Source organism: Bacillus sp. CCB-MMP212, from assembly GCF_022748145.1.
Classification (GTDB): domain Bacteria; phylum Bacillota; class Bacilli; order Bacillales; family Bacillaceae_G; genus Bacillus_A; species Bacillus_A cereus.
This window is the reverse complement of sequence record NZ_JALDQE010000005.1, coordinates 474,874-500,767: the sequence shown is the minus strand read 5'-3', so window position 1 is coordinate 500,767 and position 25,894 is coordinate 474,874. Positions and strand designations below refer to the sequence as shown.

Below are 25,894 nucleotides of genomic sequence, written 5' to 3'. Positions count from 1 at the left end.
AAATGGGAGACGTTATTGATATATATGGTTTATCACCTTTGCAAAAAGGAATACTGTTTCATACTTTATACGATCAAGATGATGAACATTCTTTTTCCTATATTGTACAAGTAGGTTTCTTGCTCGGGGGGCAATTGGATGTTGCTACTTTTGAAAAAGCTTGGGAATATGTTATTCAACGACATGAGGTTCTGCGCTCAGTATTTGTTTGGGAAGAAGTAGAAAAACCTCTACAAGCAGTTTACGAACGTCTTCCTTTTACTATTCATCAAGAGGATTGGAGTACCTATTCGCATGAGGAGAACGAGAAGAAATTACAACAGTTTTTGACTGCAGATCGTAGGAAAGGATTTTTATTGGATGAAGCACCATTGATGAGAGTCACTGCGATTAAAGAAGCAAAAGAGGAAACGAGAATTATCTGGACACATCATCATATTTTGCTAGATGGATGGAGTGTGTCATTGGTCTTTAGTGAAGTGATGGAAGTTTATCTCAAGATGATAAAGGGAGAATTGTTGAATCTTCCTAAATCTCTTCCTTATAAAAAATATATTCAATGGATAAATAAACAAGATCAAAGTCAAGCAGAGGAATTTTGGAAAGAAGAATTAAAAGGGTTCTATGCACCCACTCCATTAGCAATGGAAAGAAAGGATCAAGGACAAGAGAAGGGTTATGGAGAGTTTGCTTATCAAGTATCTGAGGAACTTACTGAGAGTTTACAAAAGTGGGTACGAAATAGTCGATTAACGTTGAATACGTTAGTACAAGGTGCATGGGCTTATTTGCTGAGTAGGTATAGCGGTGACAGTGACGTCGTATTTGGCGTAACTAGCGCTGGACGTCCTACTGATTTAATAGGAGCAGAGAATATGGTGGGGCTATTTATTAACACATTACCTACCAGAATTCGATTAACGGATAATGCATCAGTAGTAGATTGGCTTCGTAAAATACAAATGAAAGAAATGGAACGAAGACAGTATGAGTATAATTCGTTGATAGATATTCAAGGCTGGAGTGAGGTTCCGCGAAATTGCTCCTTATTTCATACCTTGTATGTGTTTGAAAATTATCCAATTCAAGGTGAGAGAAATGATGATTTAAGATTACTAGATGTTAAAAGCACGGAACAAACAAATTATCCTTTAACACTCATTGTAATGCCCGGTAAGAAAATTACTTTAAAGTTGATGTATGATCGAAGCTATTTTAATGAAGAAACAATAAATCTGATTCAGAATCACTTATTGCAAATATTAATTCAGATGACGAAGAGCCTAGATTCAAAACTATTTGAAATTACTCATTTAACAGAAGAAGAACAAATACAGTTACTAGAGGAATGGAATCATACTCAAGTTAATTATTCGGCTGAAGGCATGATTCATACGATGTTTGAGGAGCAAGTAAAAAAAACACCGGAAGCAATCGCGGCTAGTTACGAAAATGAACAAATTACCTATAAAGAGTTGGAGAAGCGTGCAAATCAGTTAGCTCATTATTTACAAAAGCATGGTGTAGGCCCAGAGTCTCTAGTTGGGGTATATATGGAACGTTCATTACAAATGATGATAGCGTTATTAGGTATTCTAAAATCAGGAGCAGCGTATGTTCCACTTGACCCTACTTATCCAGAGAGTCGACTTCGATATATATTAGAGGATGCTGGAATCGAAGTACTAGTGACGGAAGAAAATTCTAAAAATTTGTTTGTGTCTGAAAATATAGAAACGATTTGTATGAATAAAGATTACACTGCAATTGAAAAAGAAGAAACAACCCCATGTATAAGTGGTGTAACAGGAGAAAATTTAGCGTATGTTATGTATACTTCAGGATCTACAGGGAATCCAAAGGGAGTAATGATTGAGCATCATTCAGTAATTAATTATCTAGAATGGATGCAACATAAATATCCGCTTTCTGAAAAAGATGTGGTCTTGCAGAAAACGCCATTCTCATTTGATGTCTCTGTTTGGGAATTGTTTTGGGGCATTCATGTTGGTGCAAGTGTATCTTTCCTACCTCCAGGTGGAGAAAAAGATCCTTCTATTATAGCTGAAGTGATTAAACAACATCAGGTTACTATAGTTCAATTTGTACCTTCGATGTTATCTGTTTTCTTAGATTACTTCAATCATATTGAATTGAACATGAATTGTTCGTCCGTACGCCATGTATTTTCTGGTGGAGAAGAACTAAGTTCAGGGTTAGTTAGACGTTTTCAACAGAAATGGGATTATAGTGGACAAGTGAAATTAACCAACTTTTATGGGCCAACTGAAGCCACTATTTATGTCAATGCATTTGATATTCAGCCTAATCAAGAATTTGTTTCTATTGGGCAGCCAATACAGAACACGCAATTATATGTATTAGACCAAAATCAACGCTTGCAATCAATAGGAATTGAGGGTGAGTTATATATTGGTGGTGCTGGTTTAGCACGTGGATACTTAAATCGTCCGAATCTTACTGCTGAAAAATTCGTTTCGCACCCATTTCGATTGGGGGAACGACTATATCGAACAGGAGATTCAGTAAGATATCTAACTGATGGAAATATAGAATTTATAGGTAGAATGGATCATCAAGTCAAAATGCGTGGTTTTAGGATTGAATTAGGTGAAATTGAAGCCACTTTAGAAAAATGTTCGTTTATTAAAGAGGCTGTCGTATTAGTTAGAGAAGATCGTCCAGATGATCAACGATTGGTTGCATATGTAATAAGCGATGGAAATACCCAAGAGTGGAGAGAGTATTTACAAAACCAATTACCGAATCATATGATTCCAGCGCACTTTATAGAGTTAGAACATTTCCCGCTTACTCCAAATGGGAAAATTGACCGAAAGGCCTTGCCAGCACCTGATGAGCAAGCTATTGAAGATTTAAATGTGCTACCCCGGACGCCATCGGAAGAGCTTATTGCCTCGGTTTGGAGTCAAGTGTTAGGAACAGAAAATATTGGTATTCAGGATTCCTTCTTTGAACGTGGTGGGCACTCACTACTTGCTACTCAAATCGTCTCTAGATTGCAAGAACTGTTCCAAATTAAAATTCCATTACGTGAACTTTTCAAGCACGATACAGTGGAAGCATTGGCGAAACGAGTGAATCAGTTACGAAAAGAAGATAAAAAACGAGAGGTTGCTCCTCTTGTACCTATGAAAAGAGAAGGAGTTATCCCACTTTCCTATGCGCAGAAACGTCTATGGTTTATTGATCAATTAATGCCAAATAGTGCTATGTACAATATTCATGCAGCGTGTCGCTTAACAGGTAAATGGTCAATTGAAGCATTGGAGGTCGGATGGAATCAATTGTTGGAGCGTCATGAATCATTAAGGACGACAATTCTAGAACAAGAGGGTGAACCTTTTCAACAGGTTCAATCTCATGTGTTCAGACATATTCCTCAAACGAATCTAACAGATCTTTCTTTGGAAGATAGGGAAAGAGAAATGAAACGCCTTATTCAAAACGAGGCGGAGGAACCATTTCATTTTGGACAAGGTCCTCTTATTCGAACACGAATATTGAAAGTGGACAGGGAAGAATGGGTTCTCATTTGTACGATGCATCATATTATTTCAGATGGATGGTCAATGGGAATCTTACTTGAAGAATGGATGGCTTTTTATGAAGGAGCACTAACCGGAAAACCAGTGGAATTGAAGGAGTTATCTATCCAATATGCAGATTTTGTCATGTGGCAGAAGGAATGGCAAAAAGAGGAGAATTTGAATCAGCACCTTCAATATTGGAAGGAAGAATTATCTGGGGAACTACCGGTTTTACAATTACCGATGGATCGTCCTCGACCTGCAGTTCAAACCCATCGTGGTGCAAGTCAGTCCTTAATAGTCGCGAATTCCCTACAGGAAAAGCTCAAAGATTTAAGTTTGCAAGAAGGATGCACTTTATTTATGACATTGATGGCAGCGTATCAAAGCTTCCTTTCTCGTTATACAGGACAGGACGACATTATAGTTGGAAGCCCAATCGCTAATCGAAATGTGAAAGAGATTGAGGGATTAATAGGATTCTTTGCAAACACGTTGGTTTATCGAGCTGATTTCAGTGGAAATCCGACGTTCCAAGAATTATTGTCGCAGGTAAGAAAAAAAGCGCTAAAAGCATACGAGTATCAGGACATCCCATTTGAGAAAGTGGTAGAATTCGTAAAACCTGAACGGAATACAAGTCATTCACCAATATTCCAAACTTTGTTTACTTTACAGAATACGAAACAAGAATTTCTTCAGCTATCTGAAAGACAAATGGAACTCATGGAAAGCCATGCTTCTGTTGCCAAATTTGATTTGAGTTTATTTGCTTCTGAGACGGAAGAAGGATTATCACTAACCTTTGAATATAATACTGATTTGTTTAATGATACAACCATTGAACGTATGGCAAGTCATTTTAAACATTGGTTAAATCAAATTGTCTCTCATCCAAAATGTGTATTATCAGAACTGAATATGTTATCGAAAGTAGAATATAAGCAACTACTAGAGGGATGGAAGAAATCGCGTTTTATAGATATGGAAGAAAGTACGATTCATACAATGTTTGAAGAACAGGTGAAAAAAACACCAGAAGCAATTGCAGTAGTGTGCGAAGATGAAGAACTAACATATCGAGAGTTGGACGAACGCTCGAATCAGTTGGCACATTATTTACAAAAAAATGGTGTAACATGCGAATCATTAGTTGGGATTTGCGTTACACGTTCATCTGAGATGATTGTCGGTCTCTTAGGAATTATGAAGGCGGGAGGAGCATATGTCCCAATTGATCCAGCGTATCCGGAAAGTCGACTGCAGTACATTTTAGAAGATGCTCAAATAAAGGTACTGGTGACACAGGAAAATTTACAACAAAAAATGGTTATACCTAAATTCGTCAACGTGATTTGTATTGATCGTAATCGAGCAGAAATAGAACAAGAAGTAACTACAGTATGTACGAGTGAAGTGACGGGCGATAACTTAGCCTATATTATCTATACTTCAGGTTCCACTGGAAATCCAAAGGGAGTAATGATTGAGCACAGGAATACAGTAACAATGATTCATTGGGCGCATCACACGTATTCTCGAAAGGAATTAGCGGGAGTGTTAGCTTCAACTTCGCTATCTTTTGATTTATCTGTTTTTGAAGTGTTTGTTCCCTTAACGATGGGTGGTAAGGTGATTGTCACTGAAAATGCTCTACATCTAGAGAAGTTGTCTACCAAAGGTGTGACTTTGGTTAATACTGTGCCATCGGCAGCGAAGGAACTGGTTCGAGCAAAAACAATCCCTTCTTCGGTAAAGGTGATGAATTTGGCTGGAGAACCATTGCCATATTCGCTTGTTCAAGATTTATACGAGAGAAGTACGATCGAAAAGGTGTACAACCTATATGGACCGTCCGAAGATACTACGTATTCCACGTATATGGAATTAGAAAAGTGTGACATGCATAGGGTACCACAAATTGGTAAACCAATATTCAATACAGAAGTATATGTACTGAGTGCCGAACAAAAAATGGTTCCAATTGGTGTAGTTGGTGAGCTATACATTGGTGGATCAGGGTTAGCGCGTGGATATTTAAACCGCCCTGACTTAACGCAAGATCGTTTTATACCGCATCCGTTTAAAGAAGGAGAGCGAGTATACCGGACTGGAGATCTAGTAAGGTATTTACCAGATGGAAATTTGGAGTATGTTGGACGAATCGATCATCAAGTGAAAATTCGTGGGTTCCGGATTGAACTAGGAGAAATTGAAGCGACATTACAAAGGCATACACTAGTTAACGAAGTTATTGTGATGGTGCGGGAAGATTATCCTGGCGATCCGCGTTTGATCGCCTATGTTGTAGGAGACGGGGATGCTCAAAAGTGGCGTAATTATCTCAAGGATCAACTACCAAATTATATGATTCCAGCCTATTTTGTTGGATTAAATGCATTTCCACTCACTCCTAATGGGAAAATTGATAGGAAGGCCTTACCAGCGCCAGAGAGACAGGAGATAGCAAGTGGTTATATTGCTCCTCGTACGTCTACGGAAAAAACAATCGTTTCGATATGGCATGAAGTTTTAGGTATGGAAAACATCGGAATTCAAGATTCGTTTTTTGAAATTGGTGGCCATTCACTACTCGCTACGCAAGCTGTTTCCAATCTTAAAGAGGCTTTTGAAATCGAGATACCATTGCATGATTTATTTATGTTTCATACGGTGCAGCAATTGGCAGAACAGATTGATCAATTGCTCTATAACAAAAATCAAGAAATGCAGAATGATATTAAGGAGAATGTAAGTCTTCAAGACTATATTCAAAAAGAAGCAGCAGTCAGTAATGATGAAGAATTACTAGAACTGCTTAAGCAATTAGAAGAGCTATCAGAGGAAGAAGCACATGGGATATTCGAGAGTAATTTGATTGAGGAAGGGGTAAAAAAATGAGAAGTGATTTACTTGCAAAGCTGAGTTCACTTTCTCCTGAGAAGAGAGCATGGCTTCAGAAGCAAATGCAAAAAAAGGAGAATAAAGAAGCACTCCCGTTGTCTTATGCGCAACAACGTTTGTGGTTTATGGACAGATTTAACCCAAATAGTTCTTTATATAATATTCCAACAGTATGGCATCTAAAAGGAAATTGGATACCTGAAGCATTAGAGAAGGGATTCAATCGACTCATTGAACGTCATGAATCATTACGAACTGTTTTTAAAGAAGTAGGAGAAGAGCCTGTGCAACAAATTCTCGAATTTCTTCCTAGAGCATTACCTGTAAGGGATTACTCTCAACTTCCTCTAAAAGTAAAAGAAAAAGAGGTAGATAGTTTAATTGCGAGAGAAGCGCAAGAACCATTTGATTTAATGAATGGTCCTTTAATTCGTAATCAGCTTGTTCAATTAGAGAAGGATGAATGGTTATTACTGTGTACGATGCATCATATTATTTCTGATGCTTGGTCCATTGGTATATTCATGAATGAATTACTTGCTTTCTATGAAGAAGAAATGGGTGGAAATCCTGCTAAATTAAGTTCATTATCCATTCAATATGCAGACTTTGCGAAGTGGCAAAAGGAGTGGTTGCAAGGTGATGTGCTAAATCGTCAGCTTACGTATTGGCAGGAAGAATTGTCTGGTGAGCTTCCTATCTTACAACTGCCAGTGGATCGACCTCGGCCGGTTAAGCAGACCTACTCTGGGGCTACGCATCATGTGATTTTTCCTTATAAATTGCTCAGTCAATTGAAGGATATAAGTCGACAAGAAGGATCTACTTTATTTATGACTTTAATGGCCGCATACCAGAGCTTTCTTGCTCGTTATACGGGACAAAAAGATATTCTAGTTGGTAGCCCGATTGCAAATCGGAACCATAAGGGAGTAGAAGGATTAATTGGTTTCTTTGTTAATACGTTGGTTTATCGATCAGATTTGAGTGGCACCCCTACTTTTCGGGAGATTTTGAACCAAACAAAGAAAAAGGCGTTAAAAGCATACGAATATCAAGATATCCCATTTGAAAAAGTGGTAGAAGCTGTGCAACCTGAACGAAGCATGAGTCATTCCCCTATATTTCAGACCATGTTTACGCTACAGAATATAAAACAAGAACGACTAGATTTGCCTGATAGAAGTATTGAAATGGTAGAAAGTAATATGTCTATTGTTAAATTTGATTTGAGCTTAACTGCCTATGAAGTGGAAGAAGGTCTATTCGTCTCATTTGAATACAACACGGATTTATTTGATAGTAGTACCATTGCGCGTATGGCAGTACATTTTGAGAACTGGCTAAATGAAATCACGTATCATCCAGATGAATCATATACAAAGCTGTCAATGTTATCGGATACTGAGCAAAAACAACTCCTAGAAGAATGGAATGATACGGACGTAGTTTATGGTCATGATCGTATGATTCATGAGCTATTTGAGCAACAAGTTGCACGGACACCTGATGCAGTGGCGGTAGTTTATGAGGGTGGAAAGCTAACGTATCAAGAACTGAATGAAAAATCGAATCAATTGGCACATTTTCTACAAAAACGAGGTATCGGACCTGAATCATTGGTTGGTATATGTATTGAACGTTCTCCTGATATGATTATTGGTCTCTTTGGGATTTTGAAGGCAGGTGGGGCTTATGTCCCACTGGACCCAAGTTATCCCGAAAACCGCCTAAGATATATTTTGGAGAATTCACAAATTCAAGTACTGTTAACAAAAGAAACACTACAGGACTGGTTACCTAAAGATATTCAAGCAATTTGTTTAGACCGGGATCAAGTGATGATTTCTAAAGAGAGTAATTTAGCTCCGGTAAGTGGAGTAACAGCAAATAACTTAGCCTATATCATATACACTTCGGGTTCGACAGGAAATCCGAAGGGGGTAATGATTGAACATCATTCCGTTATCAATCGCCTACAGTGGATGCAGAAAAAATATCCATTGTCCGAGGAGGATACAATCCTACAAAAGACACCGTTTTCGTTCGATGTTTCTGTCTGGGAATTATTTTGGTGGTCATTTGTAGGAGCACGTGTTTGTTTACTTCCACCAGGAGGAGAGAAAGATCCTGCGGTGATTGAGGAGTATATTGAACGATACCGTGTATCCACCATGCACTTTGTTCCGTCGATGTTATCTACTTTCTTAGATTATATGGAACTATATAATTCGAAAAGGGATGTCTCGTCTTTAATTCAAGTTTTTACTAGTGGAGAAGCGTTAAACACTGAGCAGGTTCGCCGGTTTAAGGGGATTTTTTACAATGCTCAGCAAACAAAGTTAATTAACTTGTATGGTCCTACTGAAGCAACTGTGGATGTGACTTATTACGATTGTGATTTAGAAAAAGAACCAATGCTTATTCCGATTGGTCGTCCGATTAATAATACAGAGTTGTATGTGTTAGATCAATATCAACAAGTGGTCCCGATTGGTGTGGCAGGGGAACTTTACCTTGGAGGAGTAGGATTAGCACGTGGCTACTTCAATCGACCGGATTTAACTACTGAACGTTTTATTCCGCATCCCTTTAAGGACGGGGAACGATTATATCGAACGGGTGACTTGGTGAGATATATGAATGATCGTAACTTAGAATATATTGGAAGAATAGATAATCAAGTTAAAATTAGAGGATTCCGAATTGAATTGGGAGAAATTGAAGCAGCTTTACATGATCACTCATCTGTAAAAGAGGCAGTCGTGTTGGTGAAGGAAGATCGACCAGGAGATAAGCAGTTAATAGCTTATGTAGTGGGTGAAGGCGATACTGGGGAGTGGCGTGAATATCTCAAGAAGCAACTGCCACATTATATGGTTCCGGCATACTTTTTCAAAATTGAAGGTATGCCACTCACTCCAAATGGTAAGGTGAATCGGAAAGCCTTACTGGAATTAGAAGAACAGTTCATAAGTGAAGATATTACTTCATCACGAACACCAGTGGAGGAGCTTATCGTTTCCGTTTGGAGCCAAGTGTTAGGAATAAAAAATATTAATGTTCAGGATTCCTTTTTTGAAATCGGTGGTCATTCACTACTAGCTACTCAAGTAGTTTCACGTTTACAGGGAATTTTTCAAATCGAATTACCAGTACGTGAACTATTTGAATATACAACGGTGGAGTCACTGGCAAAGCGACTAGATCAGTTACGTAAAGGAGATAAAAAACGAGAGATTCCGCCGCTAATACCAATGAAGCGAGGAGAAGCTATTCCACTATCTTATGCCCAACAACGCTTATGGTTCATTGATCAATTTACACCTAATAGTGCCCTTTACAATATGCCAATGGTATGCCGCCTTACAGGGAATTGGCTACTTGAAGCATTGGAAACGGGATGGAATCAACTAATAGAACGTCATGAATCACTGCGGACGGTCTTTCACGAAGTGAACGGTCAACCCGTACAGCAAATTGAACCGTATGCTTTTCAATCAATTCCGAAAACGGATTTAACTATGCTTTCTTCTGAAGATCAAGAAGAAGAAGTTAAACATTTAATTCAACAAGAAACAGAAGTGCCATTTGATTTAACAGAAGGTCCATTAATCAGGACAAGTATTTTGCATGTGGGAGAGGAAGAATGGATACTCCTTTGTACTCTACATCATATCATTTCAGATGGATGGTCAATGGGAATCCTACTTGAAGAATGGATGGCATTTTATGAGAAAGCAATGGATGGAAAGGTAGCGGAACTTGAACAATTACCGGTTCAATATGCTGACTTTGCTCAGTGGCAAAAAGGATGGCTAAAGGAGGAGGTGCTTGATCAACAACTCCAATATTGGAGGGAAGAATTGTCTGGGGAGCTTCCTGTACTCCAACTTCCTATGGATCGCCCGCGTCCCGCAATACAAACTCATCACGGGTCGACATACACTCTGGTTCTGCAAGGCACGCTACATGATAAATTGAATGAACTTAGTCGAAAAGAAGGGGCTACACTCTTCATGACGCTTTTAGCTGCATATCAAAGTTTTCTATCTCGTTATACGGGACAAGAAGATATCCTGGTCGGAAGCCCAATTGCGAATCGGAATTATAGAGAGATTGAAGGACTAATTGGTTTCTTCGTTAACACGCTGGTTTATCGAGCTAATTTAAGTGGTAGACCGACATTTCAAGATGTACTATATCAGGTTCGTCAAAAGGCATTGAAGGCGTATGAATATCAAGATATTCCATTTGAAAAAATTGTAGAAGTTGTGCAACCGGAACGAAGTACAAGTCATTCGCCAATCTTCCAGACTATGTTCATCTTGCAAAATATGAAACAAGAGTTTCCGATGTTATCTAGTAGAAGTATTGAAATGATAGAAAGCCATAGTCCAATTGCAAAGTTTGATTTAAGTGTAATGGCAACTGAGACGGAAGAGGGATTACTTTTTACTTTTGAGTACAATAAGGATTTATTCAATGCTACTACTATTGAACGGATGGCAGGACACTTTGAGAAATGGCTACATGAAGTTTCTCATCGCCCACAAAATCCGTTGCATGACCTGAGCATGCTATCAGAACCCGAACGTACTTTGTTATTAGAAACATGGAATGACACTGTAATGGAAATGTCTCATCAGGGTCTTATTTGCGACAGATTTGAGGAGCAAGTAGCAAGGCGTCCGGATGCGATTGCGGTAGTTGATCAAACAAAACAGTGGACTTATGGTGAACTGGATACACAAGCAAATCAGTTGGCAAATGTTTTACGGCGAAAGGGAGTAGCCCCAGAGTCAGTGGTAGGAGTTTATCTTCCGAGGTCAGCTGAGCTAATGGCAAGTTTACTAGGCATTTTAAAAGCTGGTGGAGCTTATGTTGTTTTAGATCCGTTATATCCAAAATCAAGGTTAGAATACATGATTGAAGATGCAGGAATTCAATTTGTAGTGACGGCGGAAGGACAAGAAGGACATTTCGCACACGTCGAAATGGTGAGGTTAGAAGAACTAACAGTGGAAAGCGTAATCGCACCTACACGTCAAATAAATCCAGAGAACTTAGCCTATATTGTTTATACCTCTGGTTCTACAGGAAAACCGAAGGGTGTCATGGTTGAAAATCGCTCATTAATGAATATGGTTTCTTGGCATCAAGAAGTTTATCATATTTCAGCAGAGGATCGTGCGACTCAGATTGCAGGGGTTGCTTTTGATTCGGCTGTCCAGGAGATTTGGCCGTATCTAACTGCTGGCGCAGCACTCTACTTGTCAACAGAGGAACTGAGAATTAATCCAGAAGCGCTAAGGGACTGGCTCATCGATTCACAAATAACAGTTAGTTTTGCACCTACGCCTATTCTGGAAAGACTATTGAAATTATCTTGGCCAGATAAAACGGAGCTTCGTTTTATCATTACTGGTGGGGATCAATTAACGCAGTATCCATCTAACGATATTCCTTTTGCGGTAATTAATCAGTATGGTCCATCGGAAAATACCGTTGTTACCACAGATTGTTACGTACCTGTAGGAGTGACAACAGGTACGCCATCGATTGGTCGACCGATTGCGAATACAGAAGTTTATGTGTTAGATTCTCATCTTCAGCTAGTACCAATTGGTGTAATTGGAGATCTCTATATTGGAGGGAAGAGCCTTGCACGTGGATATGCTAATCGTCCGGATCTTACAAAGGAAAAATTTATTCCACATCCTTTCAAGTCAGGAGAACGTCTCTATTATACAGGAGACAAAGCAAGTTATCTTTCTGATGGTAATCTCCAGTTCCATGGACGTATAGATGACCAAGTGAAAATTCGTGGTTTCCGGATTGAATTGGGAGAAATAGAAGCTGTTTTGCAGGCGCATTCTTCTGTGAAAGAAGCTGTTGTATTGGCGCGAGAGGATAATCAAGGTGATAAGAGATTAGTAGCTTATGTAGTTGGTGAAGGAAGTGTCCATGAATGGCGAGAACATCTACAAACACATTTACCTAATTACATGGTTCCAACAAACTTTATTGAGATGGAATTTTTACCACTTACACCGAATGGAAAGCTTGATTTGAAGGCATTGCCTATACTTAGTGAACAATCCGCTGAAAATACTGTATACCCAAGAACTCCGCTGGAAGAACTTATTGCTTCAGTGTGGAGTCAAGTGCTAGGAATAAGAGACATTGATGTTCAGGATTCTTTCTTTGAGCTCGGTGGTCACTCTCTACTTGCTACACAAGTGGTCTCACGCTTACAGGAAGTCTTTCAAATCAAATTGCCAGTACGTGAACTGTTCGAATATTCAACGGTCGAGGCATTATCGAAACGAATAGATCAGTTACGTAAGGGGAGCGAAAAACGAGAAATTCCACCATTGATGCCGATGGAACGAGGGGGAAATATTCCACTGTCTTATGCCCAACAGCGCTTATGGTTTATTGATCAATTTGCACCTAATAGTGCACTTTATAATATGCCAATGGCATGCCGTCTTACAGGGAATTGGTTACCTGAGGCATTGGAGTTGGGATGGAATCAGTTGATAGAGCGTCATGAATCTTTGCGGACTGTATTTTATGAAGAGGATGGCCATCCTATGCAGCGGATTCAACCGTCCGTTTTCCGTCCGCTTCTGCAAATGGACTTAACTAAGCTTTCATTAGAGGAGCGAGAAAGAAAGTTGGAGCAATGGATTCAAACTGAAGTTGAATCTCCATTTGATTTAGAAAAAGGGCCATTGTTCCGTGGGAAACTCATAAGAATTTCAGAAGAAGAATGGGTTCTTCTATGTAATATGCATCATATTATCTCAGATGGATGGTCGATGGAAATCTTGCTTCAAGAATGGATGGCATTTTATGAGAATGCGATTGGTGAAAAACAAGCAGAGCTGGAACCACTACCAGTTCAATATGCCGATTTTGCTCAGTGGCAAAGAGAATGGTTGAAAGATGAAGTACTATATCAACAACTTGCGTATTGGCAGGAAGAATTATCCGGTGAGTTACCAGTCTTAATGTTGCCAATGGATCGTCCGCGTCCGCCAGTGCAAACCCACCATGGGTTAACTCATAATGTTTTGTTATCGCGCTCATTACTGGATAAATTAAACGAACTAAGTCGTCAAGAAGGGGCCACACTTTTCATGACCTTATTGGCATCGTATCAAAGTTTCCTTGCTCGTTATACGGGACAAACGGATATTATTGTTGGCAGCCCAATTGCAAATCGAAATTATCGAGAAATTGAAGGGCTGATTGGTTTCTTTGTCAATACATTGGTTTATCGAGCTGATTTAAGTAATGCACCGGCATTTCAAGAGTTGTTGTCTCAAGTGAGGATAAAAGCATTGAAGGCGTATGAGTATCAAGATGTTCCGTTTGAGAAAATTGTAGAGGTTATCCAACCTGAACGAAATACAAGCCATTCTCCGATTTTCCAAACCATGTTTACTTTGCAAAATACGGGACAGAAGCTACCAGAACTACATGGAAGAAATATAGAAGTAATGGAAAGTAATGCTCCTATCGCTAAGTTTGATTTAAGTTTAACTGCTGCAGAAGTGGAAGAGGGTTTATTACTTACTTTTGTTTATAGAACTGATTTATTTGACAGCTTAACTATTGAATCCATGGCTGAACATTTTGGGAACTGGTTGAATGTAATCGTGGAGAATCCTGATAAATCATTAGCTAAGTTGCCTATATTGTCAGGATTACAGCAAAAACAGTTGGAGGAGTGGAATAATGATGCTGTAGCATATCCACAGGAAAGTACGATTCATCAGCTGTTTAAAGAGCAAGTAAATCGTACACCTGATGCGGTAGCAGTGGTAGATGAAAAACAGAAGTTAACGTATCGAGAGCTGAATGAAAAAGCTAATCAATTGGCCCACTATCTTCAGCAATGCGGGATTGGGAATGAATCATTGGTTGGACTTTGCTTTGAGCGTTCAGTTGAGATGATTGTTAGTATTATGGGGATTTGGAAGGCTGGAGCAGCCTATGTTCCATTAGACCCATCATATCCAGAGAGTCGTCTACGATATATTTTGGAGGACACTGGAATTCAAGTATTAGTTACGAACGAGTCATTGGAAGACTGGATACCTAAAGAAATCAAGATAGTTTGTCTAGATAGGGATCAAGCAATGATTTCACAAGAAAGCATTCTTTCACCAAAATGTGAAGTAACAGGAGAAAACTTAGCGTATGTTATCTATACTTCAGGATCAACGGGGAATCCAAAGGGTGTCTTGATACAGCATCATTCTGTACTAAACTTGTCGCATGGTTTACAAAAAGAGGTTTTCGAACATGAGATACCATCTAACATGCATGTCGGTTTAAATGCGTCAATTGCCTTTGATGCATCTATCCAGCAATTACAAATGCTGCTTTATGGTTCAAGTTTGTATATTATTCCGAATGAAGTACGAAGTGATCCGGAGCAGTTTGTAGCTTATATTAGGGAGAACAAGTTAGAAATCTTTGATATAACACCTTCATTGCTTCAATTACTTATAGATGCCGGATTGTTAGAAACGTGCGATGGCGTTCATGTTCCAAGTAAGGTACTGGTTGGTGGTGAAGCAATTATGCCGTCATTATGGGAACAGCTAGTAGAGACTGATAAAATACAGTTTTATAATGTATATGGTCCTACAGAATGTACGGTTGATGCAACATGCTATCATATCAAAAAAGATAGTAAGAGAGTAACAATTGGGCGTCCATTGCCTAACGTCCAAACTTATGTATTAGATAGTAATAGGTTGCCAGTTCCAGTTGGTGTGATGGGGGAACTTTATATCGGAGGAGTAGGTCTAGCAAAGGGGTACTTGAATCGTCCAGAGTTAACATCCGAACGATTTATTTCTCATCCATTCAAAGAAGGCGAGAGGTTATATAGAACAGGCGATCTTGTGAGATATCTTCCTGATGGTAATATAGACTACTTAGGAAGAATGGATAATCAAGTGAAGATTAGAGGATTTCGAATCGAACTTGGGGAGATTGAGTCGACTTTACAAGAGCATGACTTGGTAAAAGAGGTAGTTGTAATAGTTAGGGAAAATCAGTCGGGAGATAAGAGGTTAGTAGCTTATGTAGTGGGCGAAGGTAGTGTAGAAGAATGGCGAGAGTATCTTAAAACAAAACTGCCAATCCATATGATACCTTCCTACTTTGTCGAAATGAAAGAATTACCGCTAACCATAAATGGAAAGGTTGATCGGAAATCGTTACCTATACCAGATTATCAAGGAATACAAGAAGGCTACGCGGCCCCAAGAAATGAACGTGAACATAAGCTTTCTATCATTTGGGAACGTGTGCTAGGTTCAAAACGTATTGGTATTTATGATAACTTTTTTGAAATTGGTGGAGATTCAATTCTTAGCATTCAGATTGTCTCTCGCGCAAAGCAAGCTGGTTTACAGTTGACACCAAAACAACTATTTGAACACCAAACGATTGCTGAGTTAGCGCAAGTAGTCAAAGAAGAACAAGGTGTACAAGCTGAACAAGGAATTATAACTGGAGAGACGATACTTACACCTATTCAGCAAAGGTTTTTTGCACAAAATCATCCTAATCCACATCATTGGAATCAATCCATGTTCTTTAGAACGAAAGAAAAATTGGACATAGGATCACTGGAAAAGGCAGCGCGTAACCTTCTACTTCATCATGATGCCCTGCGTTTAAGATATGAACGTTTACCTAATGGGACTTGGGAACAGTGGAATGAAGGAATTGAAGAACAATTGATGCTGACTGTCATTTCATTAGACGAAGTGCCGGAAGCGGATTGGCATGAAGTTATTCAAAAAGAGATTAATGTTGCACAAGAAAGATTGAATTTACATGATGGTCCTTTAATGAGAATGGTGTATTTTGATGAAGGTGAGGAGACTGGTCGATTATTTTGGACAATTCATCACTTAGCCGTGGATGGTGTTTCTTGGCGAATTTTATTGGAAGATTTGCAAACAGCATATACGCAAGCGGTCCAAGGGCAAAAAATTCAATTACCTATGAAGAGTACATCTTTTAAAGAATGGTCGGAGAAATTACAACATTACGCTCAAACTGGAATATCAAAAGAAGTGCTACATTACTGGGAGCAGCAGGTTGAACAAGACGTAGTTATACTGCCAGTAGATGGTACTATAAGTAATCCAGTAAGCGCAGTAACTGAGGAAATTACTGTGGTGTTAAACGAGAATGAGACCCGTATGTTATTGCAAGAGACTTTAAGCACTCACCGTGTCCAAATCAATGAAGTATTATTAGCAGCATTGGTACAAGCTACAGCAGCATGTACGGGGCAGCCGATATTAAGCGTAGATTTAGAGGGGCATGGTCGAGAAGAGATTATTGAAGATGTTGATTTATCGAGAACCGTGGGATGGTTTACAAGTATTTACCCAGTTCATTTAAATATTACTAATGCTAATACGCCAATTGCAGCATTAAAAGCAGTTAAAGAACAAGTTCGCAAAATTCCTAATAAGGGTGTTGATTATGGGGTGTTGCGTTACATGAACACAACAATGTGTGAGCCATTAAGCTCCCAATATACACCGTCTATTAGTTTTAACTATCTTGGACAATTTGACCAAATGTTTTCTAGCGATGCAATGTTTATTCCAGAGAACGAATTTAAGCGTTTAGATCATGCTGCCGGTTCCAAGCGATCGCATGTAATTGATGTAATTGGGGTTGTAACGGATGGAAAACTTCAGTTCACTTGGGTATACAATGTTGGACAATTTGCCAAATCAACGATTCAAAGTATTGCACAGAATATGCTATATCAACTGAGTAGATTGATTCAATCTTCAGATAGAGAATCTGCACTGACCATTTCGGATTTTGCAATGGCTAATCTTAGCCAAGAAGGTTTGACAAATGTACTAAAAAAAATGCATCGTGGAAAGAACAATCAGATTACTGATTTATATCCACTATCACCTTTGCAAGAAGGTATGATTTTCCACACATTGCATGATCAAGGGGATGAACATGTTGCACCGTATATAGTGCAATTGAGTTTTATGATTCAAGGGGAAATGGATATTCCTACATTTGAGCAGGCGTGGAAATCTGTAATTCAGCGGCATGAAATTTTTCGTACAGCATTTGTATGGGATGAAATTGAAGAACCAATACAAGTGGTGTATGAAAATATCCCATTTAAAGTGAACAAAGAAGACTGGCGTACAATGACAAGTGAAGAGATAGAGGAAAAAAGAAAAGTCTTTTTGGCATTAGATCGAAAACAAGCCTTCCAATTTGATGAAGCACCATTGATGCGGGTAACAGTCATTCAAGAAGGTGAGGAAGAATATCGGATTGTTTGGACACATCACCATATTTTACTGGATGGGTGGAGTTTACCATTAGTCTTTAATGAATTACTTACAGTCTATCAGAAGAGCATGAATGGAGAAGCTGTGAAGTTACCTAAGTCCTCATCATATAAGAAATATATCCAATGGCTCAGAGAACAAGATAAGGAGCAGGCGGAACAATTCTGGAGAGAGAAGCTAAAAGGTTTTACTGCACCAACTTTACTGGGCTTAGAAAGTAAAGAGGAAGAAAAAGGTTACACAGAGAAGGTTACGTATTTATCAGAAGAGCAGACTCAAGCGTTACAAGGATGGGCGAAACGAAATAAACTTACTTTGAGTACAGTAATTCAAGGTGCATGGGCATATCTCATGAGCCGATATAGTGGAGAAAATGACATTGTTTTTGGTGTAACAAGCTCAGGGCGTTCTACGGAGATTATTGATGTTGAAAACATCGTAGGTCCTTTCATTACAACGTCACCGACGCGAATTCAATTGATGGATGATATAAAAGTAATAGATTGGTTGCAGAAGTTACAAGAGGAAGAGTTAGAAAGAAGACAATATGAGTATGCTTCTTTGACAGAGATTCAGGGGTGGAGTGAGGTTCCTAGAGGTACACCGCTGTTCAATTGTTTATATGTGTTTGAAAATTATCCAGTGAAAGAAGAATCTTCAGAAAATCTGGAAATTGGTGAATTGAAAGGGGAAGAACAAACCCACTACCCATTAGGATTGGCTGTAGTTCCAGGAATCCAGTTATCGTTAAAGTTAATGTATGACCGTAGTAAGTTTAATAGATTAACCATTGAACGAATGCTGGGTCATTTACACAAAGTGTTAATGCAAATGCTCAAAAACATTGATCAAAATCTATCGGAGCTAGTATATATTACGGAGGCTGAACAAAGAAAGCTATTGGAAGAATGGAATAATAATGCTATATCCTATTCACGTGAGAATGTAATTCATCAACTATTCGAAGAGCAAGTAAATCGTACACCTGACGCGGTGGCAGTGGTAGATGAAAAACAGCAACTAACGTATCGAGAGCTGAATGAAAGAGCTAATCAATTAGCCCATCATTTACAGAAATGTGGAATTGGGACAGAGTCATTAGTTGGCCTCTGCTTTGATCGATCAGTTGAGATGATTGTTGGTCTCATGGGAATTTGGAAGGCTGGAGCAGCCTATGTTCCATTGGATCCATCGAATCCAGAAAGCCGCCTGCAATATATTTTACAAGACACGGGAATTAAAGTGTTAGTTACAAATGAGGTATTACTAGGATGGATACCTAAAGACATCAAGACAGTTTGCCTAGATAGGGACCAAGCAATGCTTTCTCAAGAAAGCAAACTTTCACCAATATGTGAGGTAACAGGGGAAAACTTAGCGTATGTTATCTATACTTCTGGTTCGACAGGGAATCCAAAGGGGGCTTTAGTACAGCACCATTCTGTAATAAACCTATCCTATGGTTTACAAAAAGAAGTTTTCTCACATGACATACCTAGTAATATGCGCGTCGGTTTGAATGCGTCAATTGCCTTTGATGTATCTATTCAGCAATTACAAATGTTGCTTTATGGTTCAAGTTTATATATTATCCCAAGTGAAGTTCGCACTAATCCGGAACAATTTGTGTCCTATATTAGGGAGAATAAATTGGAAATGTTTGATATGACACCTTCATTACTTCAATTACTTATAGATGGAGGATTGCTAGAAATAAGTGCTGATGTTCATGTACCAAGTAAGATATTAGTCGGTGGTGAAGCAATCATGCCGTCATTATGGGAACAGCTAGTAGAGACCGAAAAAATTGATTTTTATAACGTATACGGTCCTACAGAATGTACGGTTGATGCAACGTGTTATCATATCAAAAAAGATAGTAAGAGAGTAACAATTGGACGTCCGTTGCCGAACGTTCAAACTTATGTATTGGATAAAAATTTGTTACCTGTTCCAGTTGGTGTAACAGGTGAGCTATATATTGGGGGTGCAGGTATAGCGAGAGGATACTTGAATCGCCCAGAATTAACAGCAGAGCGATTTATCCGTCATCCATTTAATGAAGAAGAACGTTTATATCGTACGGGAGATTTGGTTCGTTATTTACCTGATGGTAATTTAGATTACTTGAGAAGAATTGATAATCAAGTGAAAATTAGGGGCTTTCGTATTGAACTTGAAGAGATTGAAGCGAGTATAGAGAGGCATCCATTGGTAAAAGAAGCAGTAGTTTTGGTAACAGAGGATAAATTAGGAGAGCAGAGATTGGTTGCTTATGTAGTTGGAGATGGTAGTATGCATGAGTGGCGTGAATATCTCAAGACACAAGTACCAAATTATATGGTTCCCGCTCACTTTATTAAGGTAGACGAGATTCCTCTTACAACAAATGGCAAAGTTGATCGAAAGGCATTGAACAATTTAACTATTCATAGAGAAAATAACTTCTCTACACCAATCATTCCAAGGGATGAAATTGAATATCAGTTGATTGAAATCTGGCAGGATGTGTTACAGATAGAAGATGTCTATGTAAATGATGATTTCTTTAATAGAGGAGGACACTCTCTCCTTGTAATTAAATTAGTTTCAAAAATTAAGGAGAAGTTTGGAAAAGAGATTAAGGTGTCTACATTGATTAAGAATCCAACAGTGGAAGGAATCGCATGCCTTATTCGTGATAAGCATGATATGACGAAATCAGTAGTAGCGCTAGTTCCACTACAAGAATCAGAGAAAAGACCTTTCTTCTGCGTTCATCCGTTTATGGGGAATGTATTCTGTTACATTCAACTAGCAAGATTGCTTAAGAACCATTGTTCATTTTATGGTTTACAGAATCCTCTTATAGAAAAGAAAGAAATTGACGAGTTAACTTTGCCGGAAGTAATTCAACTTTACATCGAAGAAATAAAACGTGTTCAGCCAGAAGGTCCATATCGTCTTGGAGGATGGTCTTTAGGCGGTGCAATTGCTTATAAAATCGCAACTGTACTAAAGAATCAAGGTGAGGAAGTTGAGTTGTTGATACTAATGGATACTAAAGTACCTTCAGAGCAGGACTATAAAACAAGAGAAGAAATGCTCTCATATATATATGAGCATTTCATTCCTAGAGATTTTACTGAGCAGGAAGAAGGCCTCATCCATAAACAAGATATGCTTGTGGAGCGATTAATTATGGAGGGAGTACTCCCGCCTGATGCAGATCTTATGAATTTGAAGCAAGTTATCAATGCTCATAGGAAATGCCTGAACTTAATGGCAGAGCATGATTTAATACCATACTCTGGAGAAGTTCTCTACTTTAGTGCTGAGGAAGGAAAAGAGTTGTTTACAGATTGGGAACCTTTATTAAAAGGTAGAGTAAATAGGTATTCAGTCCCTGGATCACATGAGGAAATAGTAGATTCACCTGCAGTTGAAAAAATAGCTATGTATCTACTAAATGAATTTGAAGGAATAAAAGAGAAGTCCATTTTATTAACGGAAAAGTAGAGAGTATAAAAGATGCAAAGCAATGAACGAAAAGGGGAGACCAATACCTGCATATCAAGTGTAGGGAATAATGAATATATTAAGAGCATTACTTTTTAAGGGGATAATGTAAAAAGTAATTGGTAGAGACATAGAAATCTTTGTAATAGAAGCGAATGCCTGATGATATTACTGAGGGAAGGTGCATATTTTCATTGATATGTAAATATGCACCTTTTCTATTGTATATGCAATTTAATAAAGTTAATTTGAGTTTCTGTAACGTTCATATATGAAGCCATTCTTTAAAAAAGGACGTGATTTATCATACAAATTCACGCTGTGAAAATACCAAAGAATATTGAAAGTCATTTGTTTAAGAAACTTAGTAACTTGGTTTCAAATGGGAAGAAAGAGCGAATGAAGCGATTATTAAATTCATGCGACATTAATAGGACCCTGATAGGGGATTTACTAATCCGATCTCTAATCTGCCAAAAGTATAAAATTAATAATGAAGAAATTAGATTTATATATAATGAGTATGGAAAACCTTTTGTTGAAAACTTTTCTGACTTTCATTTTAATGTGTCTCATTCAGGAGAATGGGTGGTTTGTACTACTGCTAATTTTAATGTGGGTATTGATATAGAAAAAGTTTCAGAAATAGAGGCTTTTAAATTAGCAAAAGAATTTTTTTCAGCGGAAGAATTTTATGATATATCTAATATGAATTCTGATGAACAAATTAATTATTTTTATGATTTATGGACATTAAAAGAAAGCTATATAAAAACGATTGGAAAAGGGCTTTATACCCCATTAAATTCATTCTCTATAAAAAAAGAATCACGAACTTCAATTTCATACAAGCATATACCTAAAAACTTTTACTTTAAACAATATAACATTGATCCAAATTATAAGTTATCTGCTTGTGCAACAAGAAATGAATTTCCGCAAGAGATAATAATTAAAGACATTTATACAATTTGCCAAACTATATACAAGTTTGAAAGTAAGGAGAAAATCAATGCAGAAGACTAAACTTTTTTGCTTTCCACATGCTGGGGGATCTGCGTTTAACTACGCAAAATGGAAAAATTACTTTAATCCATATATTGAAGTAGTCCCGATAGAATTAGCTGGCAGAGGATATAGAATTGAAGAAAGCTTGTACCAAGGTATGGAAGAGGCCGTAAATGATGCCTACACTAGTATAGTTAAGCAAATAGATGCTTCGCCGTACATTCTATTCGGGCATAGCATGGGGAGTTTGATTGCCTATGAAGTAGCCAGGAAAATACAGGATTCTAATAACGAATTACCTGAATTTCTTGTTTTGTCCGGTAGAAACCATCCAAATAGTAAAATAAAAAATATCCGATATAATCTTCCTAATGAACAATTTAAAAGAGAAGTTATTGCAATGGGAGGTACACCATCTGGGGTACTTCAATCAGAAGAATTAATGGAGATTTTTCTCCCTATTTTAAGAGCAGATTTTAAGATTGTCGAGACATACATTCATGATAATAATATACAACCATGTGATATTGATTTTCTTATATTTAATGGGAAAAATGATGAATTTACTACATATGATCAAGTAATAAAATGGAAGCAATATACAAGTAAAACGTGTACTTTTCATTCTTTTGAAGGTAGTCATTTCTTTCTAAATGAAAATATTGAAGAAATAGCAAAGAGTATTATAGGAAAGTTAAATTCTAAAAGATTATCAACTAGTTTTTAGAGGTTTTCTTTCATCATCAGACAGTCGTTGGATAACTGGTGAGTTAATTGATGCAATTTGTGGATCTTGCTTATAATGCTAATTGTAAGTATTATGTACTTTAAAACCAAAACTTTCTCAATTTAATGTTGAGAAAGTTTTGGTTTTTATTATTCTAGTAGTAATCACTTTTTAAAGTTATAGAAATTTAAAAATAAAGTATTGTATACTCTAAGAAAATAATCCGTATATATATACGGATTATTTTTCCTTTAATTTACAAAAATAAATTTTTGGAATTGAAAAAAACCTCTCAAATTCCCTTGTAATAACCTTTTTTAGTTGTGTTAATGACATAGGTATCGAAAGATAATTAATTCAATAAGAACGATGTATGAGCCCTTAAAAGAGTTTTGGTGTTATTCGCAATTTAAATTCCATAATACTTAAGCCGATATAATAAAATGTTTTATGTCTAAATCGATATAAAGGAATAGTTTTTAAGTGATATTTCTTTTTTATAGAATAAGCAAAACCTGATATTGTAGTAATTATTGTTTTGAGGTCAATTTACTGTGCACCTTGGTTATTGAAGTTTTTTGTTGATTAACAACTATTGTATTTGGAAATTAATAATAAGTTTATCTCGCTGTTTGCTGGGCAGTAAGACCCCCACCTCAAAATTCAGCGGAAGCAAAGAAGTTAGGTGGGGGATCAACTGTCCGTAAAAGCCCGATTGGTGTGGGCTAATAATCAGTGGGGATGAACAAAACCCCCACTGATTAAAGTTTCACTTTATGTGATGAGGTAATAAAACTATCTAATTTGCTATTTTTAGTATTTGTAAAGTCTATATATTTTCCTCTTTTGTGGAAAGTAAAACTAATGTTGCGACCAGTAATATAGTGTCATTTTTTTGAATATTCCATTCGTTTTTTTATGTTTAGTTGAGTACTTGAATTTCCTCCACCTTGTACTTTTCAAAGCATAGTGCTTCAAAAATAACCGTATCGCTTTCATCTGTTTCCAATTTCACAACTTCTTTATTATCTTTTTTTAAAATTTGGAGCAAAATAGTTTTTCAGTTTCATATTTAAATTAACAGTATTTATTTTTTTGAATTCAATTTGTATAAGTGATTGAATTGGAACTTTGACTGTTGTTTCTTGCGGTGGTACAGTATCTCCTGTTACTTTCGCTGTATTTTAAATCTTTTTCCAGCTTGGTCCTCGCATTGACTACCACTGTATTTTGTAGTACTTCACTGTTTTCTCAAGTTCAATAATTATATCTTGTAGAATTAAGAAAAGAACTTAACTTATTTCATTTACTTATCTACTCTGATGTTTAGATGCTAACTACAATTAAATAATATATGATTTTTATAAAAAAGATATAGTAATATTTTGTTGTGAATTGTACTAATTTGATATTTTATAGTATTATTTGTCGTGAATTATATCTAACAGAATATATTTTATGGATCTATAAAGGAGAATGTAATGAATACTTCTATCGATATACAACACTTGTGTGATCTTGCACATAAAGCATTTAATGCCCCTGTACATATTTTATCTGCAGACAGAAAAATTTTATATCATTCTACATCTGATAATGTTTGTAGTCCTTTTTATTCTTCAAAAGAAGAACATCTTAGTGATATTTATCAAGAAAACGATCCCTTTAACTTGCCACTTTTTCGAAGTAACAACTATCTTGAAGATTTTGTTCTAATTCATATAGAAAATCATGATGATATTAAAGGGACTATTATAATCGGTCCTACTATACATCCAAAAGATTCAGATGATATGATCATAAAATTTCAGAAAGAATTTAAATCAAATGATAACATTCAAGAAAGACTTGCCTATTATCAGTGTTTATCTGAGATTAAAAAAACTACATTAATTGATATGGGAATTTTATTACATTACATGATTTTCAATGAAAAGTTAGATGTAGATATTGTCTTGGAAAAAAATAAAGTACTAGAGGAAATTCCTAATAAAAATGTGAAACCTGATTTATATATTTTAAAACGCCGACAAAACAAACCTAAAACGCACAATATGGCATTAGTAAATGATTTCTTTTCGACTATTAAAGAAGGCAATAAAAAAAAGTTAATACAGTATATGTATGCGGTTTCGCAAGAAGATGTTGAACTTATGCTAATAGAGGATCCGCTCAGGAATCAAAAAAACCTTGGAATTATTGCGATTACCTTAGCCACTCGATATGCAATAGAAGGAAACCTGCCACCAGATATTGCTTTTGCTCATAGTATTTTATATATACAAACCCTGGAACAATTAGATAATGTAGAATCTGTAAAGCGATTGTCAGGGGATGCTTTACGTACTTTTGCAGATCGTGTGAAAGAATACAATGCAAAAAAGTATTCTTACGCGGTTACTACATGTATAAAACATATTAATAAAAATGTTTACGATGGAATATCTCTGAATGAACTTGCTAATCATTTAGAAATTACGCCTACTTATCTGTCTAAACTATTTAAAAAAGAAATGGGAATTACTTTAAGCGAATATATTCAAAGGGAACGAGTGGAAGAAGCAAAAAAATTATTAACACTCACTACTTATTCGTTATCAGATATCTGTGCGTGGCTTAACTTTAATGACCAAAGTTATTTTATAAGAGTTTTCAAAAAAATCACTAGCATGACTCCCAGGCAGTACCGTGAAAAATATACAGTAATATAAGCTTGTTATCTGCTGTCTCCAATGTAAAGACTTAAACATGGGTATAAGTATCCCAAAAAATGAAAATTCACTAACCATTATTTTGCTAAAGGAAAC

General features: G+C 37.1%; 6 protein-coding genes and 1 pseudogene. 6 read left to right on the top strand and 1 reads right to left on the bottom strand.

The genetic code is table 11. The annotated features are described in order from the left end of the window. Positions 1-2 precede the first annotated feature (2 nt). The 5 genes and pseudogenes from MRP26_RS17210 to MRP26_RS30925 form a co-directional block, all read left to right on the top strand. Positions 3-6,473 carry a non-ribosomal peptide synthetase gene (locus MRP26_RS17210; RefSeq protein ID WP_242806466.1) on the top strand — a complete coding sequence of 2,157 codons (6,471 nt, stop codon included), beginning with the start codon at positions 3-5 and terminating at the stop codon, positions 6,471-6,473. Beyond that, the gene (locus MRP26_RS17205) at positions 6,470-21,352 is read left to right on the top strand and encodes a non-ribosomal peptide synthetase (protein WP_242806464.1); all 14,883 of its coding nucleotides are present in this window, start codon (positions 6,470-6,472) and stop codon (positions 21,350-21,352) included. The genes MRP26_RS17210 and MRP26_RS17205 overlap by 4 nt, the downstream gene beginning before the upstream one ends. A gap of 321 nt (positions 21,353-21,673) precedes the next feature. Next, positions 21,674-22,378, top strand: a complete 705-nt coding sequence (locus MRP26_RS17200; RefSeq protein WP_481747181.1) for a 4'-phosphopantetheinyl transferase family protein — start codon at positions 21,674-21,676, stop codon at positions 22,376-22,378. After that, on the top strand, positions 22,365-23,087 hold the full coding sequence (locus MRP26_RS17195) for a thioesterase II family protein (RefSeq protein WP_023521954.1): 723 nt from the start codon (positions 22,365-22,367) through the stop codon (positions 23,085-23,087). Before MRP26_RS17200 ends, MRP26_RS17195 begins: the two co-directional genes overlap by 14 nt. Before the next feature lies 1 nt (position 23,088). Continuing rightward, a pseudogene (locus tag MRP26_RS30925) lies at positions 23,089-23,163 on the top strand (short-chain dehydrogenase); the annotation flags it as partial. 846 nt (positions 23,164-24,009) lie between these two features. Here MRP26_RS30925 and MRP26_RS17190 read toward each other — a convergent pair. After that, positions 24,010-24,138: a hypothetical protein gene (locus MRP26_RS17190; protein WP_003270913.1), complete on the bottom strand. Its 129-nt coding sequence runs from the start codon at positions 24,136-24,138 to the stop codon at positions 24,010-24,012. 430 nt (positions 24,139-24,568) lie between these two features. Here MRP26_RS17190 and MRP26_RS17185 point away from each other — a divergent pair, with 430 nt between their 5' ends. Further along, a complete protein-coding gene (locus MRP26_RS17185) occupies positions 24,569-25,798 on the top strand; it encodes a helix-turn-helix domain-containing protein (protein WP_242806460.1) in 1,230 nt (409 codons plus the stop codon). The last annotated feature ends 96 nt before the right edge of the window (positions 25,799-25,894 follow it).

Coding starts and splice junctions, on each gene's coding strand:
- MRP26_RS17210 (WP_242806466.1), top strand. CDS start 3: ATGGGAGACGTTATTGATATATATGGTTTATCACCTTTGCAAAAAGGA.
- MRP26_RS17205 (WP_242806464.1), top strand. CDS start 6,470: ATGAGAAGTGATTTACTTGCAAAGCTGAGTTCACTTTCTCCTGAGAAG.
- MRP26_RS17195 (WP_023521954.1), top strand. CDS start 22,365: ATGCAGAAGACTAAACTTTTTTGCTTTCCACATGCTGGGGGATCTGCG.
- MRP26_RS17185 (WP_242806460.1), top strand. CDS start 24,569: ATGAATACTTCTATCGATATACAACACTTGTGTGATCTTGCACATAAA.